Annotated in this window: 24 protein-coding genes, 1 pseudogene and 2 riboswitches; of the genes and pseudogenes, 16 read left to right on the top strand and 9 right to left on the bottom strand. The window is 69.6% G+C overall.

The window, feature by feature from the left end; all coding sequences use genetic code 11:
- Window positions 1-5: 5 nt before the first annotated feature.
- From ACFSL2_RS11585 to ACFSL2_RS11575, 3 genes are read right to left on the bottom strand one after another with little or no spacing between them, the layout of a single operon-like run.
- Complete coding sequence (locus ACFSL2_RS11585) at window positions 6-683, bottom strand: carbonic anhydrase (RefSeq protein ID WP_377198002.1); 678 nt, start codon at window positions 681-683, stop codon at window positions 6-8.
- On the bottom strand, window positions 680-1636 hold the full coding sequence (locus ACFSL2_RS11580; RefSeq protein WP_377198001.1) for a carbohydrate kinase family protein: 957 nt from the start codon (window positions 1634-1636) through the stop codon (window positions 680-682). The genes ACFSL2_RS11585 and ACFSL2_RS11580 overlap by 4 nt, the downstream gene beginning before the upstream one ends.
- Window positions 1633-1902, bottom strand: a complete 270-nt coding sequence (locus ACFSL2_RS11575) for an exodeoxyribonuclease VII small subunit (RefSeq protein WP_377198000.1) — start codon at window positions 1900-1902, stop codon at window positions 1633-1635. Before ACFSL2_RS11575 ends, ACFSL2_RS11580 begins: the two co-directional genes overlap by 4 nt.
- Window positions 1903-2043: 141 nt before the next feature.
- Here ACFSL2_RS11575 and ACFSL2_RS11570 point away from each other — a divergent pair, with 141 nt between their 5' ends.
- Together ACFSL2_RS11570 and ACFSL2_RS11565 are read left to right on the top strand one after the other, a co-directional pair.
- Window positions 2044-3663, top strand: a complete 1620-nt coding sequence (locus ACFSL2_RS11570; RefSeq protein WP_377197999.1) for an ABC-F family ATP-binding cassette domain-containing protein — start codon at window positions 2044-2046, stop codon at window positions 3661-3663.
- Between the two features lie 132 nt (window positions 3664-3795).
- On the top strand, window positions 3796-4539 hold the full coding sequence (locus ACFSL2_RS11565) for an SDR family oxidoreductase (protein WP_377197998.1): 744 nt from the start codon (window positions 3796-3798) through the stop codon (window positions 4537-4539).
- Window positions 4540-4548: 9 nt separating this feature from the next.
- On the opposite strand, the gene sigJ is transcribed toward ACFSL2_RS11565, so the two are convergent.
- Window positions 4549-5463 (bottom strand): RNA polymerase sigma factor SigJ, encoded by a 915-nt coding sequence (gene sigJ, locus ACFSL2_RS11560; RefSeq protein ID WP_377197997.1) that lies wholly within the window; start codon window positions 5461-5463, stop codon window positions 4549-4551.
- 82 nt (window positions 5464-5545) lie between these two features.
- On the opposite strand from sigJ, the gene ACFSL2_RS11555 reads away from it, so the two are divergent.
- On the top strand, window positions 5546-6295 hold the full coding sequence (locus tag ACFSL2_RS11555; protein WP_377197996.1) for a class I SAM-dependent DNA methyltransferase: 750 nt from the start codon (window positions 5546-5548) through the stop codon (window positions 6293-6295).
- Window positions 6296-6301: 6 nt separating this feature from the next.
- On the opposite strand, the gene ACFSL2_RS11550 is transcribed toward ACFSL2_RS11555, so the two are convergent.
- Window positions 6302-7444 carry an epoxide hydrolase family protein gene (locus tag ACFSL2_RS11550; protein ID WP_377197995.1) on the bottom strand — a complete coding sequence of 381 codons (1143 nt, stop codon included), beginning with the start codon at window positions 7442-7444 and terminating at the stop codon, window positions 6302-6304.
- Between the two features lie 98 nt (window positions 7445-7542).
- Complete coding sequence (locus ACFSL2_RS11545) at window positions 7543-8688, bottom strand: epoxide hydrolase family protein (protein WP_377197994.1); 1146 nt, start codon at window positions 8686-8688, stop codon at window positions 7543-7545.
- 51 nt (window positions 8689-8739) lie between these two features.
- Between ACFSL2_RS11545 and ACFSL2_RS11540 the strand changes: the two genes are divergently transcribed.
- Window positions 8740-9714 (top strand): helix-turn-helix transcriptional regulator, encoded by a 975-nt coding sequence (locus ACFSL2_RS11540; RefSeq protein WP_377197993.1) that lies wholly within the window; start codon window positions 8740-8742, stop codon window positions 9712-9714.
- Window positions 9715-9741: 27 nt separating this feature from the next.
- Here ACFSL2_RS11540 and xseA read toward each other — a convergent pair whose 3' ends face one another.
- Window positions 9742-11004 (bottom strand): exodeoxyribonuclease VII large subunit, encoded by a 1263-nt coding sequence (xseA, locus tag ACFSL2_RS11535; protein WP_377197992.1) that lies wholly within the window; start codon window positions 11002-11004, stop codon window positions 9742-9744.
- A 63-nt stretch (window positions 11005-11067) separates the two neighbouring features.
- Here xseA and ACFSL2_RS11530 point away from each other — a divergent pair, with 63 nt between their 5' ends.
- Window positions 11068-12105: a 4-hydroxy-3-methylbut-2-enyl diphosphate reductase gene (locus ACFSL2_RS11530; RefSeq protein ID WP_377197991.1), complete on the top strand. Its 1038-nt coding sequence runs from the start codon at window positions 11068-11070 to the stop codon at window positions 12103-12105.
- Between the two features lie 90 nt (window positions 12106-12195).
- On the opposite strand, the gene ACFSL2_RS11525 is transcribed toward ACFSL2_RS11530, so the two are convergent.
- Window positions 12196-13689, bottom strand: coding sequence for a DNA recombination protein RmuC (locus ACFSL2_RS11525; protein WP_377197990.1), 1494 nt, complete (start codon window positions 13687-13689; stop codon window positions 12196-12198).
- A gap of 175 nt (window positions 13690-13864) precedes the next feature.
- Here ACFSL2_RS11525 and ACFSL2_RS11520 point away from each other — a divergent pair, with 175 nt between their 5' ends.
- The 11 genes and pseudogenes from ACFSL2_RS11520 to ACFSL2_RS11470 all read left to right on the top strand — a co-directional run bounded on the left by ACFSL2_RS11520 (window position 13865) and on the right by ACFSL2_RS11470 (window position 24429).
- A complete protein-coding gene (locus ACFSL2_RS11520) occupies window positions 13865-14692 on the top strand; it encodes an ABC transporter ATP-binding protein (protein WP_377197989.1) in 828 nt (275 codons plus the stop codon).
- Complete coding sequence (locus ACFSL2_RS11515) at window positions 14674-16293, top strand: hypothetical protein (RefSeq protein WP_377197988.1); 1620 nt, start codon at window positions 14674-14676, stop codon at window positions 16291-16293. Before ACFSL2_RS11520 ends, ACFSL2_RS11515 begins: the two co-directional genes overlap by 19 nt.
- A gap of 56 nt (window positions 16294-16349) precedes the next feature.
- Entirely contained in the window at window positions 16350-17135 is a 786-nt protein-coding gene (locus ACFSL2_RS11510; RefSeq protein ID WP_377197987.1) for a DinB family protein, read from the top strand.
- A 91-nt stretch (window positions 17136-17226) separates the two neighbouring features.
- The gene (gene ychF / locus ACFSL2_RS11505) at window positions 17227-18312 is read left to right on the top strand and encodes a redox-regulated ATPase YchF (RefSeq protein ID WP_377197986.1); all 1086 of its coding nucleotides are present in this window, start codon (window positions 17227-17229) and stop codon (window positions 18310-18312) included.
- 118 nt (window positions 18313-18430) lie between these two features.
- Window positions 18431-18679: a helix-turn-helix transcriptional regulator gene (locus ACFSL2_RS11500; protein WP_377197985.1), complete on the top strand. Its 249-nt coding sequence runs from the start codon at window positions 18431-18433 to the stop codon at window positions 18677-18679.
- 1 nt (window position 18680) lies between these two features.
- On the top strand, window positions 18681-19949 hold the full coding sequence (locus ACFSL2_RS11495) for a type II toxin-antitoxin system HipA family toxin (protein WP_377197984.1): 1269 nt from the start codon (window positions 18681-18683) through the stop codon (window positions 19947-19949).
- A 222-nt stretch (window positions 19950-20171) separates the two neighbouring features.
- The gene (locus ACFSL2_RS11490) at window positions 20172-20663 is read left to right on the top strand and encodes a GyrI-like domain-containing protein (RefSeq protein WP_377197983.1); all 492 of its coding nucleotides are present in this window, start codon (window positions 20172-20174) and stop codon (window positions 20661-20663) included.
- Window positions 20660-21457: a MerR family transcriptional regulator gene (locus tag ACFSL2_RS11485; protein WP_377197982.1), complete on the top strand. Its 798-nt coding sequence runs from the start codon at window positions 20660-20662 to the stop codon at window positions 21455-21457. The genes ACFSL2_RS11490 and ACFSL2_RS11485 overlap by 4 nt, the downstream gene beginning before the upstream one ends.
- Before the next feature lie 173 nt (window positions 21458-21630).
- Window positions 21631-21939: pseudogene (locus ACFSL2_RS11480) on the top strand (AraC family ligand binding domain-containing protein); the annotation flags it as partial.
- A 79-nt stretch (window positions 21940-22018) separates the two neighbouring features.
- Window positions 22019-22660 (top strand): LysE family translocator, encoded by a 642-nt coding sequence (locus ACFSL2_RS11475; RefSeq protein ID WP_377197981.1) that lies wholly within the window; start codon window positions 22019-22021, stop codon window positions 22658-22660.
- 22 nt (window positions 22661-22682) lie between these two features.
- Window positions 22683-22779: riboswitch (glycine riboswitch) on the top strand.
- A 3-nt stretch (window positions 22780-22782) separates the two neighbouring features.
- Window positions 22783-22870, top strand: a riboswitch (glycine riboswitch).
- A gap of 194 nt (window positions 22871-23064) precedes the next feature.
- The gene (locus ACFSL2_RS11470) at window positions 23065-24429 is read left to right on the top strand and encodes an L-serine ammonia-lyase (RefSeq protein WP_377197980.1); all 1365 of its coding nucleotides are present in this window, start codon (window positions 23065-23067) and stop codon (window positions 24427-24429) included.
- Here ACFSL2_RS11470 and ACFSL2_RS11465 read toward each other — a convergent pair.
- A complete protein-coding gene (locus ACFSL2_RS11465) occupies window positions 24398-25189 on the bottom strand; it encodes a transposase family protein (protein WP_377197979.1) in 792 nt (263 codons plus the stop codon). The two genes, ACFSL2_RS11470 and ACFSL2_RS11465, sit on opposite strands and share 32 nt — an antisense overlap.
- Between the last annotated feature and the right edge of the window lie 16 nt (window positions 25190-25205).

The following is a 25205-nucleotide window of genomic DNA, read 5'->3' as shown; positions in this document are numbered from 1 at the left end:
CCCGGTCACTCCGCGTGCGGAGGCGCTTCCGGCAGCTCGCCGATGTCACCGATCACGTTGACCAGCCGCGCGCTGCCGACGGCGAGGTCGTACTCGAGGCCGACGACGGCGCACCGGCCCTCCTCGACCGCCCGGGCCAGACCCGCCGAGTAGCTGTGCAGCATGCCGACGGTGTGCTTCACGTGCTCACGCCGCAGCACGTCCTGGTCGGCCAGCGCGGCCGTCACCTTGGCCGGATCGCCCGAGGTGATGCTCACGATCGAGGGGATCACCCGGTCCACCACCGCGCGCACGAACCCGCCGGGCTGCTCGCCCGTGGCGAGCGTGGCGGCGGCGGCGGCCACCGCGCCGCAGGAGTCGTGACCCAGCACCACGACGAGGGACGCGCCGAGCAGGTCGACCCCGTACTCGATGGAGCCGATCACCGTGGTGTCCACGACGTGCCCGGCGGTGCGGACGACGAACACGTCACCCAGGCCCTGGTCGAAGATGATCTCCGCCGCGACCCGCGAGTCCGAGCAGCCGAAGATCACCGTGTGGGGGTGCTGAGCGGCCTGCAGCTCCCGGCGTCGGGCCGCGTTCTGCGACGGGTGGACAGGGGCGTCCGCAACGAAACGGTCGTTGCCCGAGCGCAGCAGCGCCCAGGCGTCGCGGGGGCTGAGGTGCTCCGGTACCGGGTTCATCGGCCGACCTCCTCGCGGCGCGGAGGATTGGCGCCCGCACGGGACACCGTGATGGCCGCGACGGTGCAGCAGCGGTCCAGGACCTGCTGCACGGTCACCGGGTCGACGCCCGTGAGCGCGTCCCGCCGGTCGGCCCCCAGCAGGTCGTGCTCCCACAGCCCGTCGATCAGCGCGCCCATGAACGAGTCGCCTGCCCCGACGGTGTCGACCACCTCGACCCGAGGAGCCACCGCCTCGACCTCCCCGGCGTCGGACACGGCCACCGCGCCCTTGCCACCGAAGGTCACCACGACCAGCGCGGGGGTGCCGCGCTGCCAGTCGCGTGCCACGGCCACGGGGTCGGACCCCGGGTACAGCCAGGCCAGGTCCTCGTCGCTCACCTTGACCACGTCGGAGAGGTCCACGAGCGCCTCGACGCGCGGACGCACGTCCGCGGCGGACCCCATGATCGCCGGCCGCGCGTTCGGGTCGTACGTGGTGGTCGAGGTGGTCCGCGCGGCCTCGAGAACCTCCCGCACCTGACCCGCACCCGGTTCGAGGAGGGCCGCGATCGACCCGGTGTGGACGGCGACCGCGTCGCTGCCACCCACCTGGGCGCTCGGCTCGGCACTGGTGTCCAGGCCCGGCATCGCCTGGGCGGGCACCTGCCAGGTCAGGTCGAAGTCGTAGGTGGCTGAGCCGCTGCCGTCCAGCGTGGCCACGGCGACGCTGGTGCGCTCCGCGCCGTCGCTGCCCTGCACGAGCGCGACGTCGGACTCGGCGAGCCAGCCACGCACCAGGTCGCCCCGCGCGTCGGCGCCGAGCCACGTCGCCAGCCGGACGTCCCGGCCCAGCCGGCCCAGCGTGAGCGCCACGTTGGCGATGCTGCCACCGGGATGCTCGGCGGCGGACCCGTCCGGACGTCGCACCTCGTCCACCAGCGCCTCGCCCACGGCGAGGACGTACGCGCTCACTCGGCATCCTCCGGCGACTCGAGCGACCCGTTCTGCGCGGCCGCGAGGCGCTCGCGGGCGCCGTCGAGCCACTCCTGGCAGCGGGCAGCCAGGGCCTCGCCACGCTCCCAGAGCGCGAGCGACGCCTCGAGCGGTTCCCCGCCGGTCTCCAGGCGGCCGACGACCTGCACGAGCTCGTCACGTGCCTGCTCGTAGCTGAGGGTCGCTACGTCAGGGGCGTCCTTCGCCGGATCCGTGCCGGCATCAGTCACAGCATCTGTACTCACGAGACCAGTCAACAGCACGCCGCCGACATCCGTGGAGTCCGTCCACAGGTTCGACGTCGCCGGGCCCGGCGACGGCCGCGTCGTCCGCGGTGCGGTGAAACAGTTTGGTCCTGCCGGTCCGACGTCGGACCATGGTGACCCATGGGCCATCTCGAAGTCGCGCACGCCGAATACCACCTGCCGGATGGCCGGACCCTGCTCGGGGACGTGTCGTTCCGGGTGGGGGAGGGCAGTGCGACGGCGATCGTCGGCCCGAACGGTGCGGGCAAGACCACCCTGCTGCGCATCATCACCGGCGAGCTCACACCGCACGGGGGTTCCGTCGCGGTGAGCGGCGGCCTCGGCGTCATGCGCCAGTTCGTCGGTTCGGTGCGCGACGAGACCACCGTGCGCGACCTCCTGGTATCGGTGTCCGCACCCCGCCTGCGCGAGGTGGCGCGCGCCGTCGACGAGGCCGAGCACGCGATGCTGACGGTCGACGACGAGGCCGCGCAGATGGCGTACGCGCAGGCGCTGTCGGACTGGGCGGAGGTGCGCGGGTACGAGGCGGAGACGCTGTGGGACGTCTGCACCATGGCCGCGCTCGGCGTGCCGTACGACCGGGCGCAGTTCCGTGAGGTGCGGACCATGTCGGGCGGTGAGCAGAAGCGGCTCGTGCTGGAGGCGCTGCTGCGGGGCACCGACGAGGTGCTGCTGCTCGACGAGCCGGACAACTACCTCGACGTGCCGGGCAAGCGCTGGCTCGAGGGGCAGCTCAAGGCCACCAAGAAGACGATCCTCTTCGTGTCCCACGACCGGGAGCTGCTCTCGCGCGCGGCGGACCGGATCGTCTCCTTGGAGCCGGGCCCGGCCGGCGCGGACGCCTGGGTGCACGGCGGCGGGTTCGCCACGTTCCACGACGCGCGCCGCGAGCGGTTCGCGCGGTTCGAGGAGCTGCGCCGCCGCTGGGACGAGAAGCACGCTCAGCTGAAGAAGCTGGTCCTGACCCTGCGGAACCAGGCGGCGAGCAGCCCCGACATGGCCTCGCGGTACCGGGCGGCGCAGACGCGGCTGCGCAAGTACGAGGAGGCCGGGCCGCCGCCGGAGCCACCGCGCGAGCAGGACATCTCCATGAAGCTGCGTGGTGGGCGCACCGGCCTGCGCGCCGTCACGTGCGTGGGCCTGGAGCTCACCGGGCTCATGAAGCCGTTCGACCTCGAGGTCTTCTACGGCGAGCGCGTGGCGGTGCTCGGCTCGAACGGCTCCGGCAAGTCCCACTTCTTGCGCCTGCTCGCGGGCGGGGACGTCGCGCACACCGGCTCGTGGAAGCTCGGGGCCCGCGTGGTCGCCGGGCACTTCGCGCAGACGCACGCCCACCCGGAGCTCTTCGGCCGCGCACTGCTCGACATCCTGTGGGAGGACCACGCGCAGGACAAGGGCAAGGCGATGGCGCGGCTGCGGCGCTACGAGCTCACCGAAGCGGCGGACCGGCCCTTCGACCGGCTGTCCGGGGGCCAGCAGGCGCGGTTCCAGATCCTGCTGCTCGAGCTCGCCGGCTCCACCGCGCTGCTGCTCGACGAGCCCACCGACAACCTCGACCTCGAGTCGGCCGAGGCGCTGCAGGAAGGCCTGGAGTCGTTCGACGGGACGGTGCTGGCCGTGACGCACGACCGCTGGTTCGCGCGGTCGTTCGACCGGTACCTCGTCTTCGGGTCCGACGGTGTGGTGCGCGAGACGGCCGAGCCCGTGTGGGACGAGCGGCGGGTCGAGCGCGAGCGGTAGGCAGCTGCGGGACGGCGCGCGCGGCGCCGTCCGGCACGGTGCCCGTCACAGATCCAGGGTGCTCCCGGTCGAACTCCTGACGGGCCGTCCGGCCCGCCGGGACGACGTCCCGAGAACGAAGGGGAGCACACCATGAAGATCGTGGTCATCGGCGGTACCGGCCTCGTAGGCAGCCAGGTCGTGGACAACTTGCGGGAGCACGGGCACGAAGCGGTAGCCGCCGCACCGCAGACCGGCGTGAACACCCTGACCGGCGAGGGCCTGCCCGAGGTGCTCGAGGACGCGCAGGTGGTGGTCGACCTCAGCAACTCGCCCTCGTTCGCGGAGGAGGACGTCACCGAGTTCTTCCGGACCTCGACGACCAACCTGCTCACGGCCGAGGCGAAGGCAGGGGTGCAGCACCATGTGATCCTCTCGATCGTCGGCGCCGACGGCATCGACTCGGGTTACATGCGCGCCAAGATCGTGCAGGAGGACCTCGTCAAGGGCTCCAGCTCTGGCTGGTCGATCGTGCGGTCCACGCAGTTCCTCGAGTTCCTCGGCCCGATCGCCGACACGGCGACGGTCGACGGCGTCGTCCACATCGCACCGGTCCGGTTCCAGCCGATCGCCTCGGCCGACGTCGCCCGCTTCGTGGCCAGGACGGCGGCCGGTGCACCGCTGGACGCGACCATCGAGATCGCCGGACCCGAGACCTTCGGCTTCGACGAGATCGTGCGCACCTACCTCGCCTCGAAGGACGACCCGCGCGAGGTGCGCGCCGACCCGAGCGCCACCTACTTCGGCGCGCCGCTGCAGGACCGTGAGCTCGTGCCCCACGGAGACGCCCAGCTGGGCGAGGTCGGCTACGAGCAGTGGCGGAAGGCCCAGGCGTAACCGACCGTCTCACCCCTCCGGCGTGGCCCGACCAGCTCGAGCCCGCCGGAAGGGGTCGAGCTTCTCCGGGTTGAGCTGCCACATGAGCTCGTGCAGGCCCTCGTCCGAGGCCGTGACGGCCAGCATGCCGATCAGCTCGCCGTCCCGCTCCATCGCCATGCCCTCCTCGCCGTTGAGCTCTATCGGCCGTGTGGTGATGCCGGCCCAGAAGATCTCCGCGAACGAGGCCAGGACGCGCGCCACCTTGTGCCGGCCCCTGACCGCGACGCGCGCGACATGCTTCGCCGTCCCGTTGCTGTCGGCCCGGCTGACGACGTTCTCGGCGAACAGCCGCTCCAGCCGTTCCACGTCGCCCACCCGAGCGGCAGCCAGGAAGGCCTCCAGGAGCGCACGGCGCTCCGTGCCGGTCACGGCGTTCCGCGGCTCCGCGGCGAGATGCTTGCGTGCCCGGCTCACGAGCTGACGTGTGGCGGTGGGCGACACCCCGACGATCCTCGCGATCTCCGGATACGGATAGTCGAACGCCTCGCGCAGCACGTAGGCGGCCCGCTCGGTCGGAGACAGGCGCTCCAGCAGCATCAGGAGAGCGACGTCCAGGGCCTCCGCGCGCTCCGCGCCGAGCGTCGGGTCCTCGCTCGTGTCCACCGGCTCGGGCAGCCACGGCCCGACATAGGCCTCGCGGCGCGACCGCGCACTCTGCAGCACGTTGATCGCCAGCCGGGTCGCTGCCGTGGTGAGGAACGCCTGCGGGTTGTTGACCACCGACCGGTCAGTGGTCTGCCACCGCACCCACGTCTCCTGCACCACGTCCTCGGCCTCGGCCGCCGAACCGAGCATCCGGTACGCGATGCCGAACAACCGTCTCCGGGCGGCGGCGAAGATCGCCGCCGCGTCGTCCAGCGTGGTGTCGAGGTCACCTGTCATCGTGTTCTCCCTGGCGTGCTTCCCCGACAGTACGCGGAGAAATGTGCTTGGGCCCGGTCCTGCGGCGGGCGAACATATCGCCATGACCACTCCCGACCCGATCTTCGTCGACCCACGCCTGGCGCGGCTCTACGACGCCTTCGACGGCGACCGCGGCGACCTCGACCCGTACCTCGGCCTCGTCGGACGGTTCGGCGCCCGCACGGTGCTCGACGTCGGCTGCGGAACCGGGGTGCTCGCCCTGGCCCTCGCCGCACGCGGCGTGCACGTCACCGGCATCGACCCGGCCGCCGCGTCGCTCGAGGTGGCCCGCGCCAAGCCCGGCGCCGACGCCGTCGCCTGGGTCGAGGGCGGGGCGGACGCCGCCGCGGGGCTCGGCCTCGCCGCCGACCTCGCCACCATGACGGGCAACGTCGCACAGGTCTTCACCACGGACGCGGACTGGGCACGGGCGCTCGCGGCGGTCCGGGGGGCGCTGCGCCCCGGCGGCCGTCTCGTGTTCGAGACGCGGGTGCCGGCCCGGCAGGCCTGGCTGGGGTGGACCCGCGAGCGGAGGTCGGCCCGCCGCGACATCCCCGGCGTCGGACCGGTCGAGATGTGGAGCGACCTGCTGGAGGTCGCGCTCCCGCTGGTCACCTTCTCCCAGTCCTACCGTTTCCCGCCCGGCATCCTGCCCGACGGCGACGTGGTCACCTCGGTCTCGACCCTGCGGTTCCGCGAGCGGGACGAGATCGAGGCGTCGCTGAGCGCCGCGGGGCTCGCGGTCGACGAGGTGCTCGACGCGCCCGACCGTCCCGGGCTCGAGTGGGTGTTCGTGGCTCGCCGCCTCTGAACCAGGTCAGGCGATGCCGCGGAAGAAGGCGCGGATGTCGTCCGCGAGCAGCTTCGGCTCCTCCATCGCGGGGAAGTGGCCGCCCTCGGTGAAGTCGCTCCAGTGGGCGACGGCGTTCCACGGATCCATGGCGCGCCGCATGAGCGGGTGCGAGTCGAAGATTGCCCATGCGGAGGGAACGCTCGAGGCTCCGGCCCAGGCGAGGCCCGAGTGCTCCGACTCGTAGTAGAACTGCGCGCTCGACGCGCCGCTCCGCGTGAACCAGTACAGGCTCACGTTGGTGAGCAGCTGGTCGCGGTCGACCGCCTCGTCCGGGGTCCGGTGCGCGCCGCTGGTCCAGGTCTGGAACTTCTCGGCGATCCAGGCGAGCTGGCCGACCGGGGAGTCGGTCAGGGCGGCGCCGATGGTGTCGGGCCGGTGGTTCTGCATCTCGAAATAGCCGCGCTCGGCGGCGTCCTCGGCGCGGATCCGCTCGATCTCGGCGACCTCGTCCTCGGACAGCCCGTCGGGGTACGGGAACTTGTCGCCCACCATCCCGAGCATCCTGCCGTCGCTGCCCACGTGGGTGCCGATGACGCGCTCCGGGTAGAGCGCGGCGAGCCGGCCCGTGGTGCCCGCCCCGATGTCGGTGCCGTGGGCGGCGAACCGCTCGTACCCGAGGCGCGTCATGATCTCGGCATACGCCTCGGTGGTGCGCGCCAGCTCCCAGCCGGTACCCGACAGCGGGGTGGAGAACCCGAAGCCCGGCAGCGACGGGATCACGACGTGGAAGTCGTCGGTCAACAACGGGATGACGCGCTGGTACTCGACGAACGACCCCGGCCAGCCGTGGCTCAGCAGGAGCGGCGTGGCGTCCGGGTTTGCCGACCGCACGTGCACGACGTGGAACGTCTGGCCGTCGACGACCGTCGTGTACTGCTCGTGCTCGTTGAGGGCCGCCTCCTGCGCGCGCCAGTCGAACCCGTCGCGCCAGTACTCGGCGAGTTCCATCAGGTACTCGAGCGGGATGCCACGGCTGAAGTCGGTCCGGTCCTCCCGGCCGGGCACCGGAAGGGGCCAGCGGGCCTGCGTGAGCCGGTCGCGCAGCTCGTCGACGTCGGCCTGCGGGATGTCGATGCGGAACGGTGTGAGTGCGTTGTCCTCGGTCATGACACCCACTGTTCCAGCGGTAGCGGTCAGGTTCAGTCCTCTACTCGGACCGGCGGGCCACGCGTCGGAATCTCGTGGCCCGCCGGTCCTGGCGCAGGTCAGGTGATGCTGCGGAAGAAGGCGCGGATATCGTCCGCGAGCAGCCCGGGTTCCTCCATCGCGGGGAAGTGACCGCCTTCGGTGAACTCGCTCCAGTGGCCGATCGCCCTGTCCGGGTCCATCACCTGGCGCACGAGGGGGTGGGTGTCGAACACCGCCCAGCCGGCCGGCACGGTCGAGGCCGTGGCCCAGTAGTCGACCCCGGAGTGCTCGCCCTCGTAGTAGAACTGCGCGCTCGACGCTCCGCTGCGGGTGAACCAGTACAGGCTGATGTTCGTGAGGAGCTGGTCGCGGTCGACCGACTCGTCCGGCGTCCGATAGGCGTCGCCGGTCCAGGTCTTGAACTTCTCGGAGATCCACGCGAGCTGACCGACGGGTGAGTCGGCGAGTGCCGCACCGATCGTGTCGGGGCGGTGGTTCTGCATCTCGTAGTACCCGCGGTCGGCGGAGCCCCTGGCGCGTACCGCCTCGATCTGGGCTGTCTCCTCGTCGGACAGGCCGTCGGGGTAGGGAAGCTTCACGCCGACCAGTCCGAGCACCTGCCCGTCACTGCCCAGGTGCGTACCGATGACCCGCTCCGGAAAGATCGCAGCGAGCCGGCCGGCGATCCCCGTGCCGATGTCGGTGCCGTGCGCCGCGAACCGCTCGTACCCGAGGCGCGTCATGATCTCGGCATACGCCTCGGTGGTCCGCGCCAGCTCCCAGCCGGTACCCGACAGCGGGGTGGAGAACCCGAAGCCCGGCAGCGACGGGATCACGACGTGGAAGTCGTCGGTCAGCAGCGGGATCAGGCGCTGGTACTCGGCGAGGGAACCCGGCCAGCCGTGGTTCAGGACGATCGGGATGGCGTCCGGGTTCGCCGAGCGGGCGTGCACGACGTGGAACGTCTGCCCGTCGACCACGGTCGTGAACTGTTCGTGCTCGTTGAGCGCGGCCTCCTGCGCGCGCCAGTCGAAGCCGTCGCGCCAGTAGTCCGCGAGCTCTCGCAGATACGTCAGCGGGGTGCCGCGACTGAAGTCGGTGCGCTCGTCCCGGCCCGGGACGGGGTGGGGCCAGCGGGTGTCGGCGAGCCGCCGGCGCAGGTCGTCGACGTCCGCCTGCGGGATGTCGATGCGGAACGGTGTGAGGGCGTTGTTCTCGTTCATGACCGCAACGTTCCCGGGTAATGCGGCAGATTCGCTTCCGCGATTGCTGACATGATCGAGAACATGATGGAGACCTCGGCCCGTCTGCTCGAGCTGCTGTCGCTGCTCCAGCTCAAGCGCGACTGGACGAGCGCCCAGCTCGCCGGCCGGCTCGAGGTGAGCACGAGGACGGTGCGTGCCGACATCGGCAGGCTGCGGTCGCTCGGCTATCCGGTGGACGCACGCCCCGGTGTCGCGGGCGGGTACCGGCTGGTCGCCGGGACGGCGATGCCCCCGCTGCTGCTCGACGACGACGAGGCCGTCGCCGTCGCGGTCGGGCTCCGTGCGGCCGCGACCCGGGGTCTCGGCGTCGAGGAGACCTCGCTCACCGCGCTCGCGAAGCTGGAGCAGGTGCTGCCCTCGCGCCTGCGCCGACGCGTCGAGGCGGTCCGGGAGGCGACGAGCGTCGTCCCGGGTGCCGACCTGTCACTCGATCTCTCGCTGCTCGGTGTGGTGGCGGCAGCGGTCCGCGCCCACGAGCGGCTCCGGTTCGGGTACACGAAGCCCGGGGGCAGCGAGACGGCGCGCCACACCGAACCGCAGCGGCTGGTGAGCTGGGGGCCGCTCTGGTACCTGCTCGCGTGGGATCTCGACCGGGACGACTGGCGGGTCTTCCGTGTCGACCGCATGGTTCCGCGCGTGCCGACGGGGGCGCGGTTCCGGCCGCGCGTGATCCCGGACGACAAGGTCGTCGAATACGTCGTCGGACGCGTCAGCAGGGGGGCCTCGACGTACCGCGCCCGGGTGCTCGTGCACGCTCCCGCCGCGACGGTCGCCGCGAAGATCCACATCCCGGTCGAGATCGAGGTGGTCGACGAGTCCACCTGCCAGGTCGAGGTGGGTTCCGACGACCCGGACCACCTCGCGCTGTGGATGACACAGCTCGACGTCGACCTCGAGGTGATCGAGGGCAGCGAGCTCGCGATGGCGTTCGAGCGCCTCGCGACGAGGCTGCGCCGCGCGGCGGGTGGCACGTCCACGACGTGAGGCCCGACGGTCCTGCTGAGCCCGGTGCTACGAGGCCGTCGCCGTGACCTCGGCGTCCAGCGCACCCTCGGCGAGCCGGACGTGCACGCCGGCGCCGACCGTCACGTCGTCGGGCCGCCGCACCACGTGGCCGTCCGCGCGCTGCACGACGGCGTAGCCGCGCTCCAGCGTCGACGCGGGAGACAACGCCCGTACCTGGGCGCCGAGCCGCCCGATCTCACCGCTCGCACGCAGCAGCAGCGCGTTCAGGGCGTTGCGGCTGTGCCGGAGCGACTGGACGATGTCCCGCTCCCGGGACTCCAGCATCGTCTGCGGTACGGCGAGGACCGGGCGCGAGCGGATACCGTCGAGCCCGTGCTGCTGGCGGTCGAGCATGGCCGTGACCGCACCGCGCATCCGGCTGCGTGCCTGGGTGAGGCGCAGACGCTCCTCGGAGACGTCGGGCACGATCCGCTTGGCGGCGTCGGTGGGCGTGGACGCGCGGTAGTCGGCGACGAGGTCGAGCAGCGGCGCGTCGGTCTCGTGACCGATGGCACTGACCAGGGGAGTGCGGGCCTGTGCGGCGGCGCGCACCATCGACTCGTTGCTGAACGGCAGCAGGTCCTCGACCGAGCCGCCACCGCGGGCGACGACGATGACGTCGACGCTCGGGTCCTGGTCGAGCTCCGCTATCGCGTTCGACACCTCGCGCACGGCGTTGACACCCTGCACCGCCACCTCACGGATCTCGAACCGCACCTGGGGCCAGCGGGCGCGGGCGTTCACCACGACGTCGTGCTCCGCCTTGGACTCCCGACCACAGACCAGCCCCACGACCGCGGGCAGGAAGGGCAGCTTCCGCTTGCGGGAGAAGTCGAACAGACCCTCCGCGGCGAGCACCTTCTTCAGCGCCTCGATCCGGGCGAGCAGCTCGCCGACGCCGACGGCCTTGATCTCGTTCGCCTGCATCTGCAGCGTGCCGCGCTTGGTCCAGAACACGGGCTTGGCGTGCACGACGACATGGTCGCCCTCGGTCGGCAGCTGCGCGAGGGTGCCGAGCACGCGGGAGAAGATCGTCACGGGCAGGGAGGCGTCCGCCTCGGTGTCCCGGAGGGTCAGCCACTGCATACCGGAACCGGGGCGCTGGTTGAACTGCACCACCTGCCCCTCGACCCAGACCGGCGGCATCTTGTCGATGTAGCCCTTGATTTTCTCCGAGAGCACACGGACCGGCCACGGGCTGGTGGCCGTGGTCTCGAGCGCCTTGCGGGGAAGCTCGCCGGGGAGGGGGCGCTGGGTTGGTTCCGTCACGTGTCCAACCCTGCCACCCACCACCGACACAAGCCCTCCGCACGCCGCCCCTAGACTGCAGGGGTGAGTGTCACGAGCCCTGAGCGTCCTGCTGAGACCCAGACCAAGCGCGTCCTGCTGGCTGCGCCCCGTGGTTATTGCGCGGGCGTGGACCGAGCCGTCATCGCCGTCGAGAAGGCACTGGAGACCTACGGCACACCTGTCTATGTGCGCAAGGAGATCGTGCACAACAAGCACGTGGTGGAGACGCTGCGTGAGCGTGGTGCCATCTTCGTCAACGAGACCGACGAGGTGCCGGAGGGCGGACGGCTCGTGTTCTCGGCGCACGGCGTTTCGCCCGCCGTGCGCGCCTCCGCCGTGGCCCGCAGCCTCGACACCATCGATGCGACCTGCCCCCTCGTCACCAAGGTGCACAAGGAAGCGGTGCGGTTCGCGAAGGACGACTACGACATCCTGCTGATCGGACACACCGGTCACGAGGAGGTCGAGGGCACGGCCGGTGAGGCCCCCGAGCACGTGCAGGTCGTGAACTCGCCGGACGACGTGGACCAGGTAGTGGTGCGCGACCCCGAGAAGGTCGTCTGGATCTCGCAGACGACGCTCTCGGTGGACGAGACCATGGAGACCGTGCGCCGGCTGCGCCAGAAGTTCCCGACCCTCCAGGACCCGCCGAGCGACGACATCTGCTACGCCACGCAGAACCGCCAGGTGGCCGTGAAGAAACTGGCGCCGGAGTGCGACCTCGTCATCGTGGTGGGCTCGGCCAACTCGTCCAACTCCGTGCGCCTGGTCGAGGTGGCGCTGCAGGCCGGTGCCACCGCCTCCTACCGCGTGGACCGCAAGACCGAGATCAGGGACGAGTGGCTCGAGGGCGTCACCACGGTGGGCGTGACCTCGGGCGCCTCGGTGCCGGAGATCCTGGTCGAGGACGTCCTGGCGCACCTCGCCGACCACGGCTTCGGCACCGTCGACGAGGTGCGGACCGCCACCGAGGACCTGATGTTCTCGCTGCCGCGGGAGCTGCGCGCCGGGCTCAAGGCCGCGGGCGAGGAGCCCAAGCGCCCGCGCCGCGAGGAGCGCACGGAGCTCCCGCAGGCCTGACGCCGCGACATCGTGATCGGTAGTACGTCAGGAGGTCGGCACCCCGGGGTGCCGACCTCCTGACGTACTACCGAACATCCCGGGTGTGGCTCAGCCTGCCGCCGCGCCGTTCTCCGGCTTGGCCTCGGTCTGCTTCTCGACCGCCTCCAGTGTGCGCTTGTCGGTCGCCGCGAGCTCCGTGACCTCCAGCTGCTGCACCAGTACGCCGTCGTTGTCCTGTGCGCGGTCGATCGCCACCACGCCGCCCTCGTCGGCCGCGAGCAGCTCCGGCTTGGTGATGGGGCGCGGCACCTCTTCGATGCCCCGGACCTCGTCGATCATGTCCCGCTCGTCGACCACGTCGAGCTCCACCATCCGGCGCGCCGACGTGAGCACGTTGCGCTCCAGCGAGCCGATCATCTGGTTGTAGCTCTTCGTCGCGGACTCCAGCGCGCGCCCCGTCTTGGTGACGTGCCCGGTCATGGTGACCAGTCGCGCGTACAGCTCCTTGCCGACCGTGAGCACCTTCTGCGCGTTCTCGGCCAGCGCCTCCTGCCGCCAGGCGTACGCGACGGTGCGCAGCAGGGCGAGCATCGTGGTGGGCGTCGCGATGATGACGTTCTTCTGCGCCGCGTACTCCAGCAGCTCCGGGGCACGCTCCAGCGATGCCGAGAGGAACGCCTCGGCCGGCACGAACATGACGACGAACTCCGGCGCGGGCTCGAACTGGTTCCAGTACTTCTTGGCGGCCAGGTCGTCCACGTGCTTGCGCATGTGCCGCACGTGCGCGTCGAGGCGCTGCTCGCGGTACGCGGCGTCGTCGGACTGCTGGGCCTCCAGGAAGCCGAGGAAGGCGACCTTCGAGTCCACGACCACGCGCTTGCCCCCCGCGAGGTTGATGACCATGTCGGGGCGCAGGATGCCGTCCTCGGTCGTGACCTGCGCCTGCTCGGTGAAGTCGACGCGGTTGATCATGCCCGCGGACTCCACGACCTTGCGCAGCTGCAGCTCGCCCCACGCCCCCCGGGTCTGCGACGAGCGCAGCGCCGTCACGAGGTCCGCCGTGCCGTTGCGCAGGTCGGTCGACACCTCGGCGACGTTGCGCATCTGCTCCACGAGCGCGCCCTGCCCCTCGATGCGCGCCTTCTCCGCTTGGAGCACCTCGCTGCGGACCAGCTCCACGGCCTTGGTCAGCGGGTCCACGAGCGACTTCACGGCCTCCTCGCGCTTGGCGAGCGCCTGTTCACCGTCCGACGTGGACCGCTTGAGGCGCTCCTCCGCGAGCTCGAGGAAACGCTTGCTGTTGGCGTCCAGCGCGTCGCCGGCGAGCGCCTGGAACTGCCGGCGCGTGTCCTCCTGGTCGAGACGGGCGGCGGTGATCTGCTCGGTGGCGCGTTCCTTCGCCGCAGCGATCTGCTCGTCCGCACGTGTCCGTGCGGCGGCGATCTGGTGCTCGGCCGACTCGGCCTGGGCGCGCAGCCGCACCGACTCCAGGTCCGCCTCGCGCAGCGCGGGCGCCACGCGCTGCGCGTGGCCGAGCCACCCCAGCAGCACGCCGACGACGAGAGCGCCGAGAACCAGCAGAATCGTTGCGACGATGTCCATGGGCGACAGGCTGCCACGTGCCACCGACACTCCGGCACGGTGACACCCCGCGTGCTCGGAATCGCCCGATATGGCCCAGGGGTGACATTCTCCACCCGAGGACGGACGCCCTTCACCCGGCACTCATCCTCGCGTCGGATCCGTCGTGTCGGACGGCGCCGCTACGTTGGGTGCCATGACGACCCCAGTCGACCCGAGCCCACCAGGCAGCGCCGGGACCCCGGCCCAGGAGCCGCACCCGCACGACCCGTCCGCCGCGCTCAGCGTCCGTGGGCTCTGGAAGCGGTTCGGGCAGAAGATCGCCGTGTCCGGCGTGCAGCTCGACGTGCCGACCGGCTCGTTCTACGGCGTGGTCGGGCCGAACGGGGCCGGCAAGACGACCATGCTCTCGATGGCCACGGGGCTGCTGCGGCCCGACTTCGGCACCGCGTGGGTGCACGGCGTCGACCTCTGGGCACGGCCCGACGAGGCCAAGGCCACCCTGGGCGTGCTCCCCGACGGTGTGCGCCTGTTCGACCGGCTGACCGGCCGCCAGCTGCTCACGTACGCCGGGATGCTGCGGGGGATGGACAAGGACACCGTGGTGGACCGGACGAACGACCTGCTGAAGGCGTTCGACCTGGTCGCCGACGCGGACACCTTCGTGGTCGACTATTCCGCGGGCATGACCAAGAAGATCGCGCTGGGCAGCGCCATGATCCACGCGCCGCGCACCCTGGTGCTGGACGAGCCGTTCGAGGCCGTCGACCCGGTGAGCGCGGCGAACATCCGCGACATCCTCAAGAGCTATGTGACGGGTGGCGGAACCGTGATCGTCTCCAGCCACGTCATGGACCTGGTGCAGCGCATGTGCGACCACGTGGCCGTGATGGCGGCAGGGCACGTCCTCGCGGCAGGCACGGTAGACGAGGTGCGCGGCGAGCAGAGCCTGGAAGACCGGTTCGTGGACCTCGTCGGTGGCCGTCAGCACTCGGAAGGGCTCTCATGGTTGCGCGGTTCCTGACCCTCAAGCTGACGCTCATGGGGAACACGTTCCGCAGGAGCGTGTGGCAGACCATCGGCATGATCATCGCGTCGCTGTACGCGCTGGGCATCGTGGGCATGCTGGTCGCCGTGATGATCTTCGTCGGGGTGGCGGGAGACCCGGACTGGGCGGCGGTGGCGATCACCCTCGGCGGAGTCCTGACCGTCGTGGGCTGGTGGCTGATCCCGATCTTCGCGTTCGGGGTGGACGCGACCCTCGACCCGCACCGGTTCTCGACCTTCGCGATCCCCCGGCGCACGCTCCTCGCGGGGCTGGCGGTGGCCGGCCTGGTGTCGGTGCCCGGCGTCGCCACGGTGCTCCTCGCACTGGGGGTCTCCTTCGCCTGGGTGCTCGAGCCCGGTGTGCTCCTCGTCTCGCTCGTCGGTGCGGTGCTCGGGGTCGCCACGTGCGTCCTCGGCTCCCGGGCGATCACCACGCTGCTCGCACCCGTGCTGGAGTCCCGGCGGTACCGCGAGGTCGTGACGATCGTGGCGCTGGTGCTCGTCGTGATGATCGGCCCGTTCGTCGGCTGGCTGGCGAACGGCGTCGAGGTGTCGGTCGGTCCGGCGAACGGCGGCGAAGCCAGTACAGAGGCACAGCTCCTGCCCCTGTTCGAGCAGGTGGCGAGCGTCCTCGGCTGGACCCCGTTCGGTGCGGCGTGGTCGCTCGGGGGCGCTGCGCACGCGGGCGACTGGGCCGGCCTGGCCGGGCGGCTCGCCGTCGCGCTCGCCACCATCGCGCTGGCCTGGCTGGTCTGGGACCGGGCACTGGCGCGTTCCCTGGTGCGCCCGCCCGTCGGCGACGGCAGCGGCGGCACGGCCAAGGGGCTCGGGCCGTTCGGACGCGTGCCGTTCTCGCCCACCTGGGGCGTCGCCGCCCGTACGGCCACCTACTGGCTGCGTGATCCGCGCTACTCCGGTTCGATAGCGGTCATCCCGCTGCTCCCGGTCATCATGTACTTCGCGGGCCAGAGCACGGGCAGCTTCTTCATGCTCCTGGCGACCGGCCCGTTCGTGGGCTGGATACTGGGCTTCAGCATCTCCAACGACATCGGCTACGACAACACGGCGTTCGCCCTGCACGTCTCCTCGGGCGTCGACGGCCGCGCCGACCGGTGGGGCCGGGCGATCCCGATGCTGCTGATGGGCCCGCTGGTCAGTGCCGCCACGGTGGTGGTCTCGGTCTGGGTGGCCGACTCGTGGCACCTGACGTTGCCCCTGCTGGGCCTGACGATCGGCCTGCTGCTGGTCAGTACCGGTGTCTCCTGCGCGGCGTCGGCGCGGCTCGTCTACCCGGTCGCCAAACCGGGCGAGAGCCCGCTGAAGTCCCCGCAGGGCGCCGCGATGGCCACGTTCGTGTCGCAGGGGATCGGGTTCGTCATCACCCTGGGCCTGTCGCTCCCGGTCCTCGCCGTCGGCATCACCGCCATCGTGCTCGGCAGCGTGCTGTGGGGCGTGGCCAGCGTCGTGGTCGGGGTGCTGTACGGCGCGCTGATCCTGGTCCTGGCCGTGCGGTTCGGCGCTCGCGTGTACGACAGGCGCCTGCCGGAGCTGCTCCAGCAGGTTCAGTCGTTCCCGTGACGCCGATGGCCGTCCTGGGCGGCCGTCGTGTCAGTGGCTCGTCCTAGCCTGGGGTGATGACTCGCTACACGGCCGATGACGACCTGCGCGGTGCCGAGTTCGCCGCGGCGGACCTGACCGGTGCCCGGTTCCGCTTCGCCGACCTGGCAGGTGCGGTGTTCGACCAGTCGTACCTGCCCCGGGCCGTCATGCGCGGGGTCGACCTGACGGGCGCGGACATCGACGGGGCGATCGGCGGGCTCAAGGTCAACGGGATCGAGGTGCTGCCGCTGATCGAGGCCGAGCTGAACCGCCAGAGTCCAGGTCGGGCGCAGGCGCGGTCCCAGGTTCTGGCGGAGCAACGCGAGTCGTTCGAGGCGGCGTTGCGGGCCTGGTCCGCCACGCTCGACAGGGCTGCCGCTATGCCTGCCGGGACCGTGGACCAGCAGGTCGACGGCGAGTGGTCGCTCGCCCAGACGCTGCGGCACCTGGTGTTCGCCGTCGACGGCTGGGTACGACACGGGGTCCAGGGACTCGACGGTGCGTTCAGCCCGATCGGCCTCCCGTTCTCCGAGTACGACGACGAGGTGGACGCCCTCGGCGTCGACATCACGGCGGCGCCGTCGTACCAGGAGGTGCAGGCGGCCTACGCCGACCGCATGGCTCAGGTGCGGGCGCAGTACGCCGCCCTCACGCAGGAGGACTTCGAGGCGTCGGCCCGCCGGCTGCCGCCCTGGGAGCCGGAGACACGCACCCTTCCCGTGTGGCGCTGTCTCGGGGTGATCGCCAACGAGGCCTGGGAGCATCACCGGTTCGCGGTGCGTGATCTCGACGAGCTGGAGCGCAGGCGGGCTGCCCGGTAGGCCGCGCACACCGACCACGTGAGGCACCCCACCGGTGCCGTGCACGACCCGGCTGACGGCGATTGGCGCTCGGCACGTAGAATTTCGCGACGTGGCTCTTACTATCGGCATCGTCGGCCTGCCCAACGTCGGCAAGTCCACCCTCTTCAACGCTCTGACCCGCAACCAGGTGCTCGCCGCGAACTACCCGTTCGCGACGATCGAGCCCAACGTGGGCGTGGTCTCGCTTCCCGACGAGCGGCTCAACAAGCTCGCCGAGATCTTCGGGAGCCAGAAGATCCTGCCGGCCACGGTGTCGTTCGTGGACATCGCGGGCATCGTCAAGGGCGCGTCCGAGGGCGAGGGCCTGGGCAACAAGTTCCTCGCCAACATCCGCGAGGCCGACGCGATCTGCCAGGTCACGCGTGCGTTCGACGACCCGGACGTGGTGCGCGTCGACGGCTCCATGGACGCTCCCGGCGACATCGAGACCATCTCCACCGAGCTGATCCTGGCCGACCTCCAGACCCTCGAGAAGGCACTGCCGAGGATGGAGAAGGAGGTCAAGATCAAGCGCGGCGACCCCGTCCTGTACGCCGCCGCGAAGAAGGCGCAGGAGATCCTGGACAAGGGCGTGACCCTGTACCAGGGGGCGGCGGACGCCGGTCTGGACCTCGCCGAGATCGCGAGCCTGCAGCTGATGACGGCCAAGCCGTTCATCTACGTCTTCAACACGGACGACGCCGGCCTCGCGGACACCGCGTCCCAGGAGGCGCTGCGCAAGGTCGTGGCGCCGGCCCAGGCGATCTTCCTGGACGCCAAGTTCGAGTCCGAGCTCGTGGAGCTCGAGCCGGACGAGGCCGCCGAGATGCTCGCCGAGTCGGGTCAGCCCGAGTCAGGTCTGGACCAGCTCGCGAAGGTCGGCTTCGAGACGCTCGGCCTGCAGACCTACCTCACGGCGGGTCCCAAGGAGGCGCGCGCCTGGACCATCCACAAGGGCTGGACCGCACCACAGGCCGCCGGTGTGATCCACACCGACTTCGAGCGCGGGTTCATCAAGGCCGAGGTCATCTCGTACGACGACCTGGTCGAGGCAGGCTCCGTGGCGGCGTCGAAGGCGGCGGGCAAGGCCCGCATCGAGGGCAAGGACTACGTCATGCAGGACGGCGACGTGGTGGAGTTCCGCTTCAACGTCTGAGGAATGCTCCGTGAGCGCGGGCCCTCTGCCTACCCCCGCGCGGATGTCAGGGTAGGTTTGCATGGACCGGATGTAAGGATATCCATGCATCGCCGCGATGTTGGGGTATCCTTACATCGTGAGTCCGCAAGATCGCTCCCTGCTCAATGCTCGATCGCTGCCTCGTCTGGCACGGTCGGTCAAAAAGCTGCGCCTCGATCATGGCATCACTCAGGCGGAACTGGCTCGCAGGGCGGACGTCTCGCGCGTGTGGATCATCAATCTGGAGCGTGGCGAGACCGAAGGGCTTGAGGTAGGACGCCTGATGCGTGTTCTCGACGAGCTCGACGCGAACCTGATGATCCAGGACCAGCAGGCGGGGGAGTGAAATGACCACCGTCAATCACCTCGCTGTGCTCCTGGGCGGGTACTACATCGCGGATCTGGAGCGCGCGGGATCCGGACTGCGGCTGACCTATGATCAGTCGTACCGCCACTCCGGCATGACTCCGCTGTCGTTGTCCCTGCCGATGGAGGTTCCGGTCCACACAGGCATCGGCGTCGAGCGATTCCTGAAGGGACTCCTTCCGGAGAACGACGGCGCACTGCGCGCCATTGCGCGCCGCTACCGGATCGGCACGACCGACACTCTCGATCTGCTGTCCGCGATCGGGAAGGACTGCGCCGGGGCCCTGCAGTTCTGCGTTGCCGGCGAGCTCGAAGCGACCCTGAACCGCGAAGGAAGTCTCGAGGAATGTAGCGTCAGCGACATCGAGATCCGTCTCGACGAGATGGACACCGACGAGAACGCTTCCTGGCTCATGCCGGGCGAGCACTGGTCTCTCGGCGGAACGCAGCAGAAGTTCGCTCTGCGACGCCAGGACGACCGCTGGTATATCGCGCACGGTTCCGAGGCGACCACCCACATCATCAAGCCGGGCATCCGCAAGATGCGTGCTCAGGCTCTCGACGAGCACGCGACCATGCGGGCGGCCGCACTGATGGGCCTGGATGTCGCGCGCACCGAGTACACGGAGTTCAAGTCCCAGGACGCAATCGTGATCACGCGCTTCGACCGGGAATTCGCTGATGACAGGCGGGTGGTGCGCCTGCACCAGGAAGATCTGTGCCAGGCACTCGGAAACGCCGAGAAGTACGAGGAATCGAGAGGTCCGTCAGCGCTGGAGATCATTCGCTTCCTGCGGGCTCAGGCGGATTCGCCTCAGCAGGCCCGAGCGAGCGTGGACCGATTCGTCGACAGCCTGATCTTCAACACGGTGGTTGGCGCTCCGGACGCGCATGCCCGGAACTACGCCGTCATGCTGTCCGGTGAGCAGGTCTCGCTCGCGCCCCTCTACGACATGGCTACAGGCTTCGCCTACGACCCACCCCGCGACGGCGGTCGGGTGCTGTCGATGAGCATCGGCGGCACGTTCGTCCTAGACGAGGCGGACGACGACGCGTGGCGGCGCTTCGCGGAATCGGCGCGCCTGGACGAGGCCCGCATTCTCGAGCGGGTGACCGAGATGGTCCATCGCGCCCCGGAAGCATTCACTGAGGCCTTGTCCGAGGTTGACGACTACGAGGGTCACGCCGTGGCCATGCTCGACCGGATCCAGAACGAACTCAGCGCCCGCAGGAACGCGACCGTGCCATAGCGCGGCTTGTTGTGAGGTTGCTCTGCGTGGGAATGTGGTGGAGTTCCGCTTCAACGTCTGATCTCCTGCCGATTCATCGCTCGGTGTAGGCCGATCGACCGAAGTTGGGCGGCTCGGTGTTCCCTTGAACTGTCGTCCAAGCGGGTTGACTCTGACCTTGGGGTAAACATTGTGATGGGGCCTGGCCGATCCGAGAGTCGGGTGGCGACCAGAGGATGATCCATGACTGAGTTCACGATCGAAGAGCGCGCTGAACGATCCTGGGTGGGGGTGTCCGTGACCGGCGAGCTTGTTCACTGGGATCGCGTGAACGCGCACGTCCCGCAGATCTATGCAGCGCTCGCGGCGGCCGGCGGGGTCCCCGAGGGCGGACCTATCTACCAATACCACCGGATGCAGACGGTCTCCGATCCGATGGACATCACAGTGTCGGTTCCGGTCGGCGCGCGCATCGAGATCGGCGAGGACTTCGAGACCGGCGTCATCCCCGCCGGCCGCTACCTGGTCGCACGTCCGGAAGGCGGGCCGGATGCCCTGGGGCAGGTGCACCGCGAGATGTGGCGGTGGGCCGGTGTGCAGGGACTGGATCTGGCGATCGAGGAGCGTGCCGATGGGATCCACTGGAGAGCGCGTACCGAACAGTTCCTGACCGACCCCCAGGCCGAGCCCGATCGCAGCAAGTGGGCGGTCGAGGTCGCATACTTGCTGAGGTGAGCGGGATCGCCAGGCTGTCGATCGGGGAGTTCAGCCGCCTCACCTGGCTGTCGCAGAGGGCGCTGCGCCTGTACGAGAGGCGAGGGCTGCTCCTGCCGGATCTTGTCGATGAGTACACGGGCTACCGCTACTACCGGCCGTCCCAGGCAGAGCGTGCGCGGACGATCGCGTTGCTGCGCCGGGTCGGGATGCCGTTGGAGCGGATCGACGCGGTGCTCGACGCCACGGGGGAGCACCGGCAAGCACTGCTCGAGGCGTACCGGGTGGAGACCACTCGCGCGCACGAACGCGCTGTCGCCCTGCTCGACGGCCTGGCGAGCGGACTCTCCGAGGAAGAGCCACCCGAGAACCCACCGAATGTGCGGAGCCGTGTGGTGCAGCCATGGGCGTTCGTCTCACGCGCTCTGCGAACGACCGCAGCTGATCTTCCGTCACACATCGAGCGAACCGCTGCGGCCCTTGCCCAACGTGCCGGTGCGAGCGCCGACCCTGCTCAGCCGCTCGTGGTTGTGTACCACGGCGAGGTGAGCTGGGAGTCGGACGGGCCGATCGAAGTCCGCGTCCCCGTCGTCGACCGCGACGCGGCTGACGGCACCGAGCCCGAGGGAACGGAGTTCGTCACCGACGTTCCGTTCGGCGAGGTGCAGTTCCCGACGATCCTGCGCTCGTTCGACGCGGTGCGAGATGCCGCCGCACGCGACCATTACCGTGCGTCGGGCTCACCGCGCGAGATCTATCTCGACGGCGACCCGTTCCGGTGCCAGGTCGCACAGCGCTACGTCGAAGCCCGTTGATGTCGTGGCCGGCCCCGAACGATCCCGGGGTCAGACGCCACTCCCTCCGGAAAACGCTCTAGCTGTGGCGTAGCGGCGTCCATCCGAAGGGAACCCGGCGCGCCGCCGGTCGGCGCTGGTCGCGCAGGCAGCCGAACCCCAGGCACACAGCTTCTGAAGCACGCCATAGGGTCATGGTCATGGTCGAGATCGCGGAGCACGAGGTGCCGTCGCCCGAATTCTGGCACGACCCCCGCTTCCCGCAGATCGAGTCCAGACGGTCCTGCCGACAGAACTCCTGCTACCGGCCGCACACGCACGAGCGGTTCGCCGTCGGGTTGATCGATGAGGGGAGCAGCGAGTTCGTCGGGCGGTCGGGGGCGCCCGTGCATCTCGCTGCGGGCGATGTCGTGCTGATCCCTGCCGGTCACCTCCACTCGTGCAATCCGGTCGGTGGTACCTGGACGTACCAGATGATGCTCTTCGAACCGCAATGGATCCGTGAGCGGGCGTGGCCGCACAGGGCCGGGCCTGAGCTCCAGGATGGCGAGCGTCCCAAGCGCTCGACCGATCGAAGGCCCGATGGATCAGTTCCTTGCTGTCGCTCTTGCCCATTTCCTCGCTGTGCTCATACCGGGCATCGGCTTCTTCCTGATCGTCCGCACCGCAACGGCCCACGGAAGGCGCGCCGCCAGCGCTGTATGCGTGGGAATCGCGACGGCGAACGGAGCGCTCATCGCCGCTGCATTCGGCGGACTCTCGTTGATCGGGGACCCGACGGTGCTGGCATGGATCGAGCTCGCCGGTGGAGCCTTCCTGATGTGGATGGGCATCGCCTTCTGGCGTGCGAGCGTCTCGTCCACCGTCGATGCCGGTGGATCCTCTGGGCGCGTGGCCTGGGGGAGGAACTTCGGCATGGGGCTGGCGTCCGGACTGCTGAATCCGAAGAACCCGTGGATCACCCGGGTGGCGGCGGTCGTCGTGACGATCCTCGGGATCGCGTTCTTCGGGATCGGGATCGGGATCGGGATCGGGATCGTCTCGTCGCGGGTGACCTGTTCACGTTCGAGTCACATATTCGCCGCTGAGGTGGCGGATGCGGATACACGAGAACATTTAATACTTCGAGGTGAATCGCCTGTAGGCGCTGTCATCGACTTCGATTCCCTTCCTTTAAATCGAGTGTGCACCCTCGCAAAACCGATCTGCTACCATGCTCACTGAAATATGCACAATTGAACATCCCTGTAGCGTGGCGGGAGAGTTCACCTGATCCATCAGGTGGCGCCGTAGGAGCAACACCTCCCCAGGAACCTCTCAGGCACCCGTACCGCCACGACAAGGAACTCTGGAGAGCAGCCAGGCTTCGCGCCTGACTCACCGACGGGGCAAGCCGACCATGTGTCGGCACAAACTCTCAGGTCACATACAGAGCGGGGAGGAACTCATCGTGCCGGCATCTGTCGGCCTGGCTTTGGAGTTCCCATGATCTGCTCACAACCCTCTAGGGCTGACGCTCGCGTCAGCAGCCCAGATAGTTCCCCGGGTGTGCTCGACGGATCGTCAACGCAGACGATCGTCGCCAAGAAGATGAACTCGGCTGTCTTCCCCTGTCATCAGGAGTGCTCATGACGCTGAGCGCACTGGACCTGTTCTCCATCGGGATCGGGCCGTCGTCGTCCCACACGGTCGGACCGATGCGCGCGGCCCGCGTGTTCGTCGACGCGCTACGGTCCCAGGACGTACTGGGCAAGGTTGTGCGCGTGCAGGCCGAGCTGTTCGGCTCCCTGGGCGCCACAGGTCACGGGCACGGCTCGGACGAGGCCGTGATCCTGGGCCTGCTGGGAGAGACGCCCGAGGCCGTCGACACTGCCACCGTCGGCACTCGGGCAAGGCAGGTCTGCGCGGACGGACTGCTGCTGCTCGGTGGAGAGCACCAGATCGGCTTCTCACGCAGCGACGACCTGATCCTGCACAGACGACGGAGCCTGCCGGAGCACCCCAACGGCATGACCTTCCGCGCCTTCGACCGGCACGGCGGTACGGTCCATGAGTCGACGCACTTCTCGGTCGGCGGTGGGTTCGTGGTGGGCCAGGACGCGATGGCGCAACGACGCATCACCGCTGGCGTGACCCGTCTCCCGTTTCCGTTCTCCTCCGGCGCTGAACTGCTGCGGCACTGCTCCCAGGAACAGCTGAGCATCGCCGAGATCATGCTGGCGAACGAGCTGGTGTGGCGGTCTGAGGAGCAGCTGCGTAGCGAGCTGCTGCGCATCTGGGCGGCGATGAAGGAGTGCGTCCACAACGGGTGCACCAGTCAGGAGCAGATGCTCCCCGGAGCATTGAACGTGCCGCGCCGTGCCCCGCTGCTTCAGACGAAGCTGTCGGCCGAGACCGGCTCGAGCGACCCCATCGGCGCCATGGACTGGGTCACCCTCTTCGCGCTGGCGGTGAACGAGGAGAACGCCGCCGGCGGACGCGTCGTGACCGCTCCCACGAACGGTGCGGCGGGCGTCGTCCCGGCAGTACTGCACTATTACGACCGGTTCATCCCGGACGCCAGCGACGACGGAGTGGTGACGTTCCTTCTCACCGCCGCAGCCATCGGCATCCTCATCAAGGAGAACGCGTCGATCTCAGGTGCAGAAGTCGGGTGCCAGGGCGAGATCGGCTCGGCCTGCTCGATGGCCGCTGCCGGACTGTGTGCCGTCATGGGTGGGACACCCGAACAGGTCGAGAACGCCGCCGAGATCGGGATCGAGCACAACCTGGGGCTCACCTGCGACCCGATCGGTGGACTCGTGCAGATCCCCTGCATCGAGCGCAACGCCATCGCGAGTACCAAGGCCATCAACGCGGCGCGCATCGCCCTGCACGGAGACGGCAACCACCGGGTCTCCCTCGACCAGGCGATCAAGACCATGCGCGACACGGGTGCCGACATGAAACTGAGAGCGTTATTCAGCTGGCCAGTCGGTAGAACTCCAGGTTGACGATCACGTGGATGACGGTTGGGAGTTCGCTCAGGCGTCCGCGGTAGCCGGTGGCGAGGGTCTTCCACTGCTTGAGCAGTCCGATGGCTCGTTCGACCGGGGCGCGGAAGCTGGCTACGGCGCGGTTGAACGCGATGTCTTCGGGTGTGCGCTCGACATCCTTCGGCTTCTTCAACGGGGTCCAGTCGGTGTGCCGGCTGTAGGCGCTGTCGCCGAAGACGGCCAGCTGCGGGTTGTGGTCGGTGGCGGCACGGATCTGGTAGCCCCACCCCACCAGGTCCAGGGCCACCGAGTCGTGGCGGCGGCCGGGCACGGGGTCTGAGACGTCGGTCAGGGTGCCGTCGGGCCGGGCCGCGACCTGCACGTTGAGTGCCTGCTTGCGGTGCTTGCCGTTGAAGTTCTCCTTCCCGGTCGCGGTGCGGTTGCCGGTCGGGACCGGGGTCCCGTCGATTAGGACGACGCCGGAGGCGAGAGCGTCGGTCAGGCGGGCGCGGTCCATCATCGTGACCATGCCCAGGATCGGTAGCAGGTAGCGGTAGATCCGCGAGACCGTGGACTGGGAGACGCCGTGCAGGTCTGCGGTGACCTGCTGGGCGAGGTTGTGGCGCACCATCACCAGGACCATCACCACCGCCTGGTCGACCGGCATCTCGAAGTCGTACCGCTGCTCGTCGGGACGGGCGGCGTGGACCTGGTGAACGCGGCCGATCAGCTCGGAGGTCTGGGCAGGGCTCAGCCCGCAAGTAGAGTGGTACGGCATCGGTCCTTCGCTCGGC

The organism is Promicromonospora aerolata, from assembly GCF_042682255.1.
In the GTDB taxonomy this organism is placed as follows: Bacteria; Actinomycetota; Actinomycetes; order Actinomycetales; family Cellulomonadaceae; genus Promicromonospora; species Promicromonospora aerolata.
The sequence above is the reverse complement of the archived record's forward strand: the minus strand, read 5'-3'. Positions and strand labels throughout refer to the sequence as shown.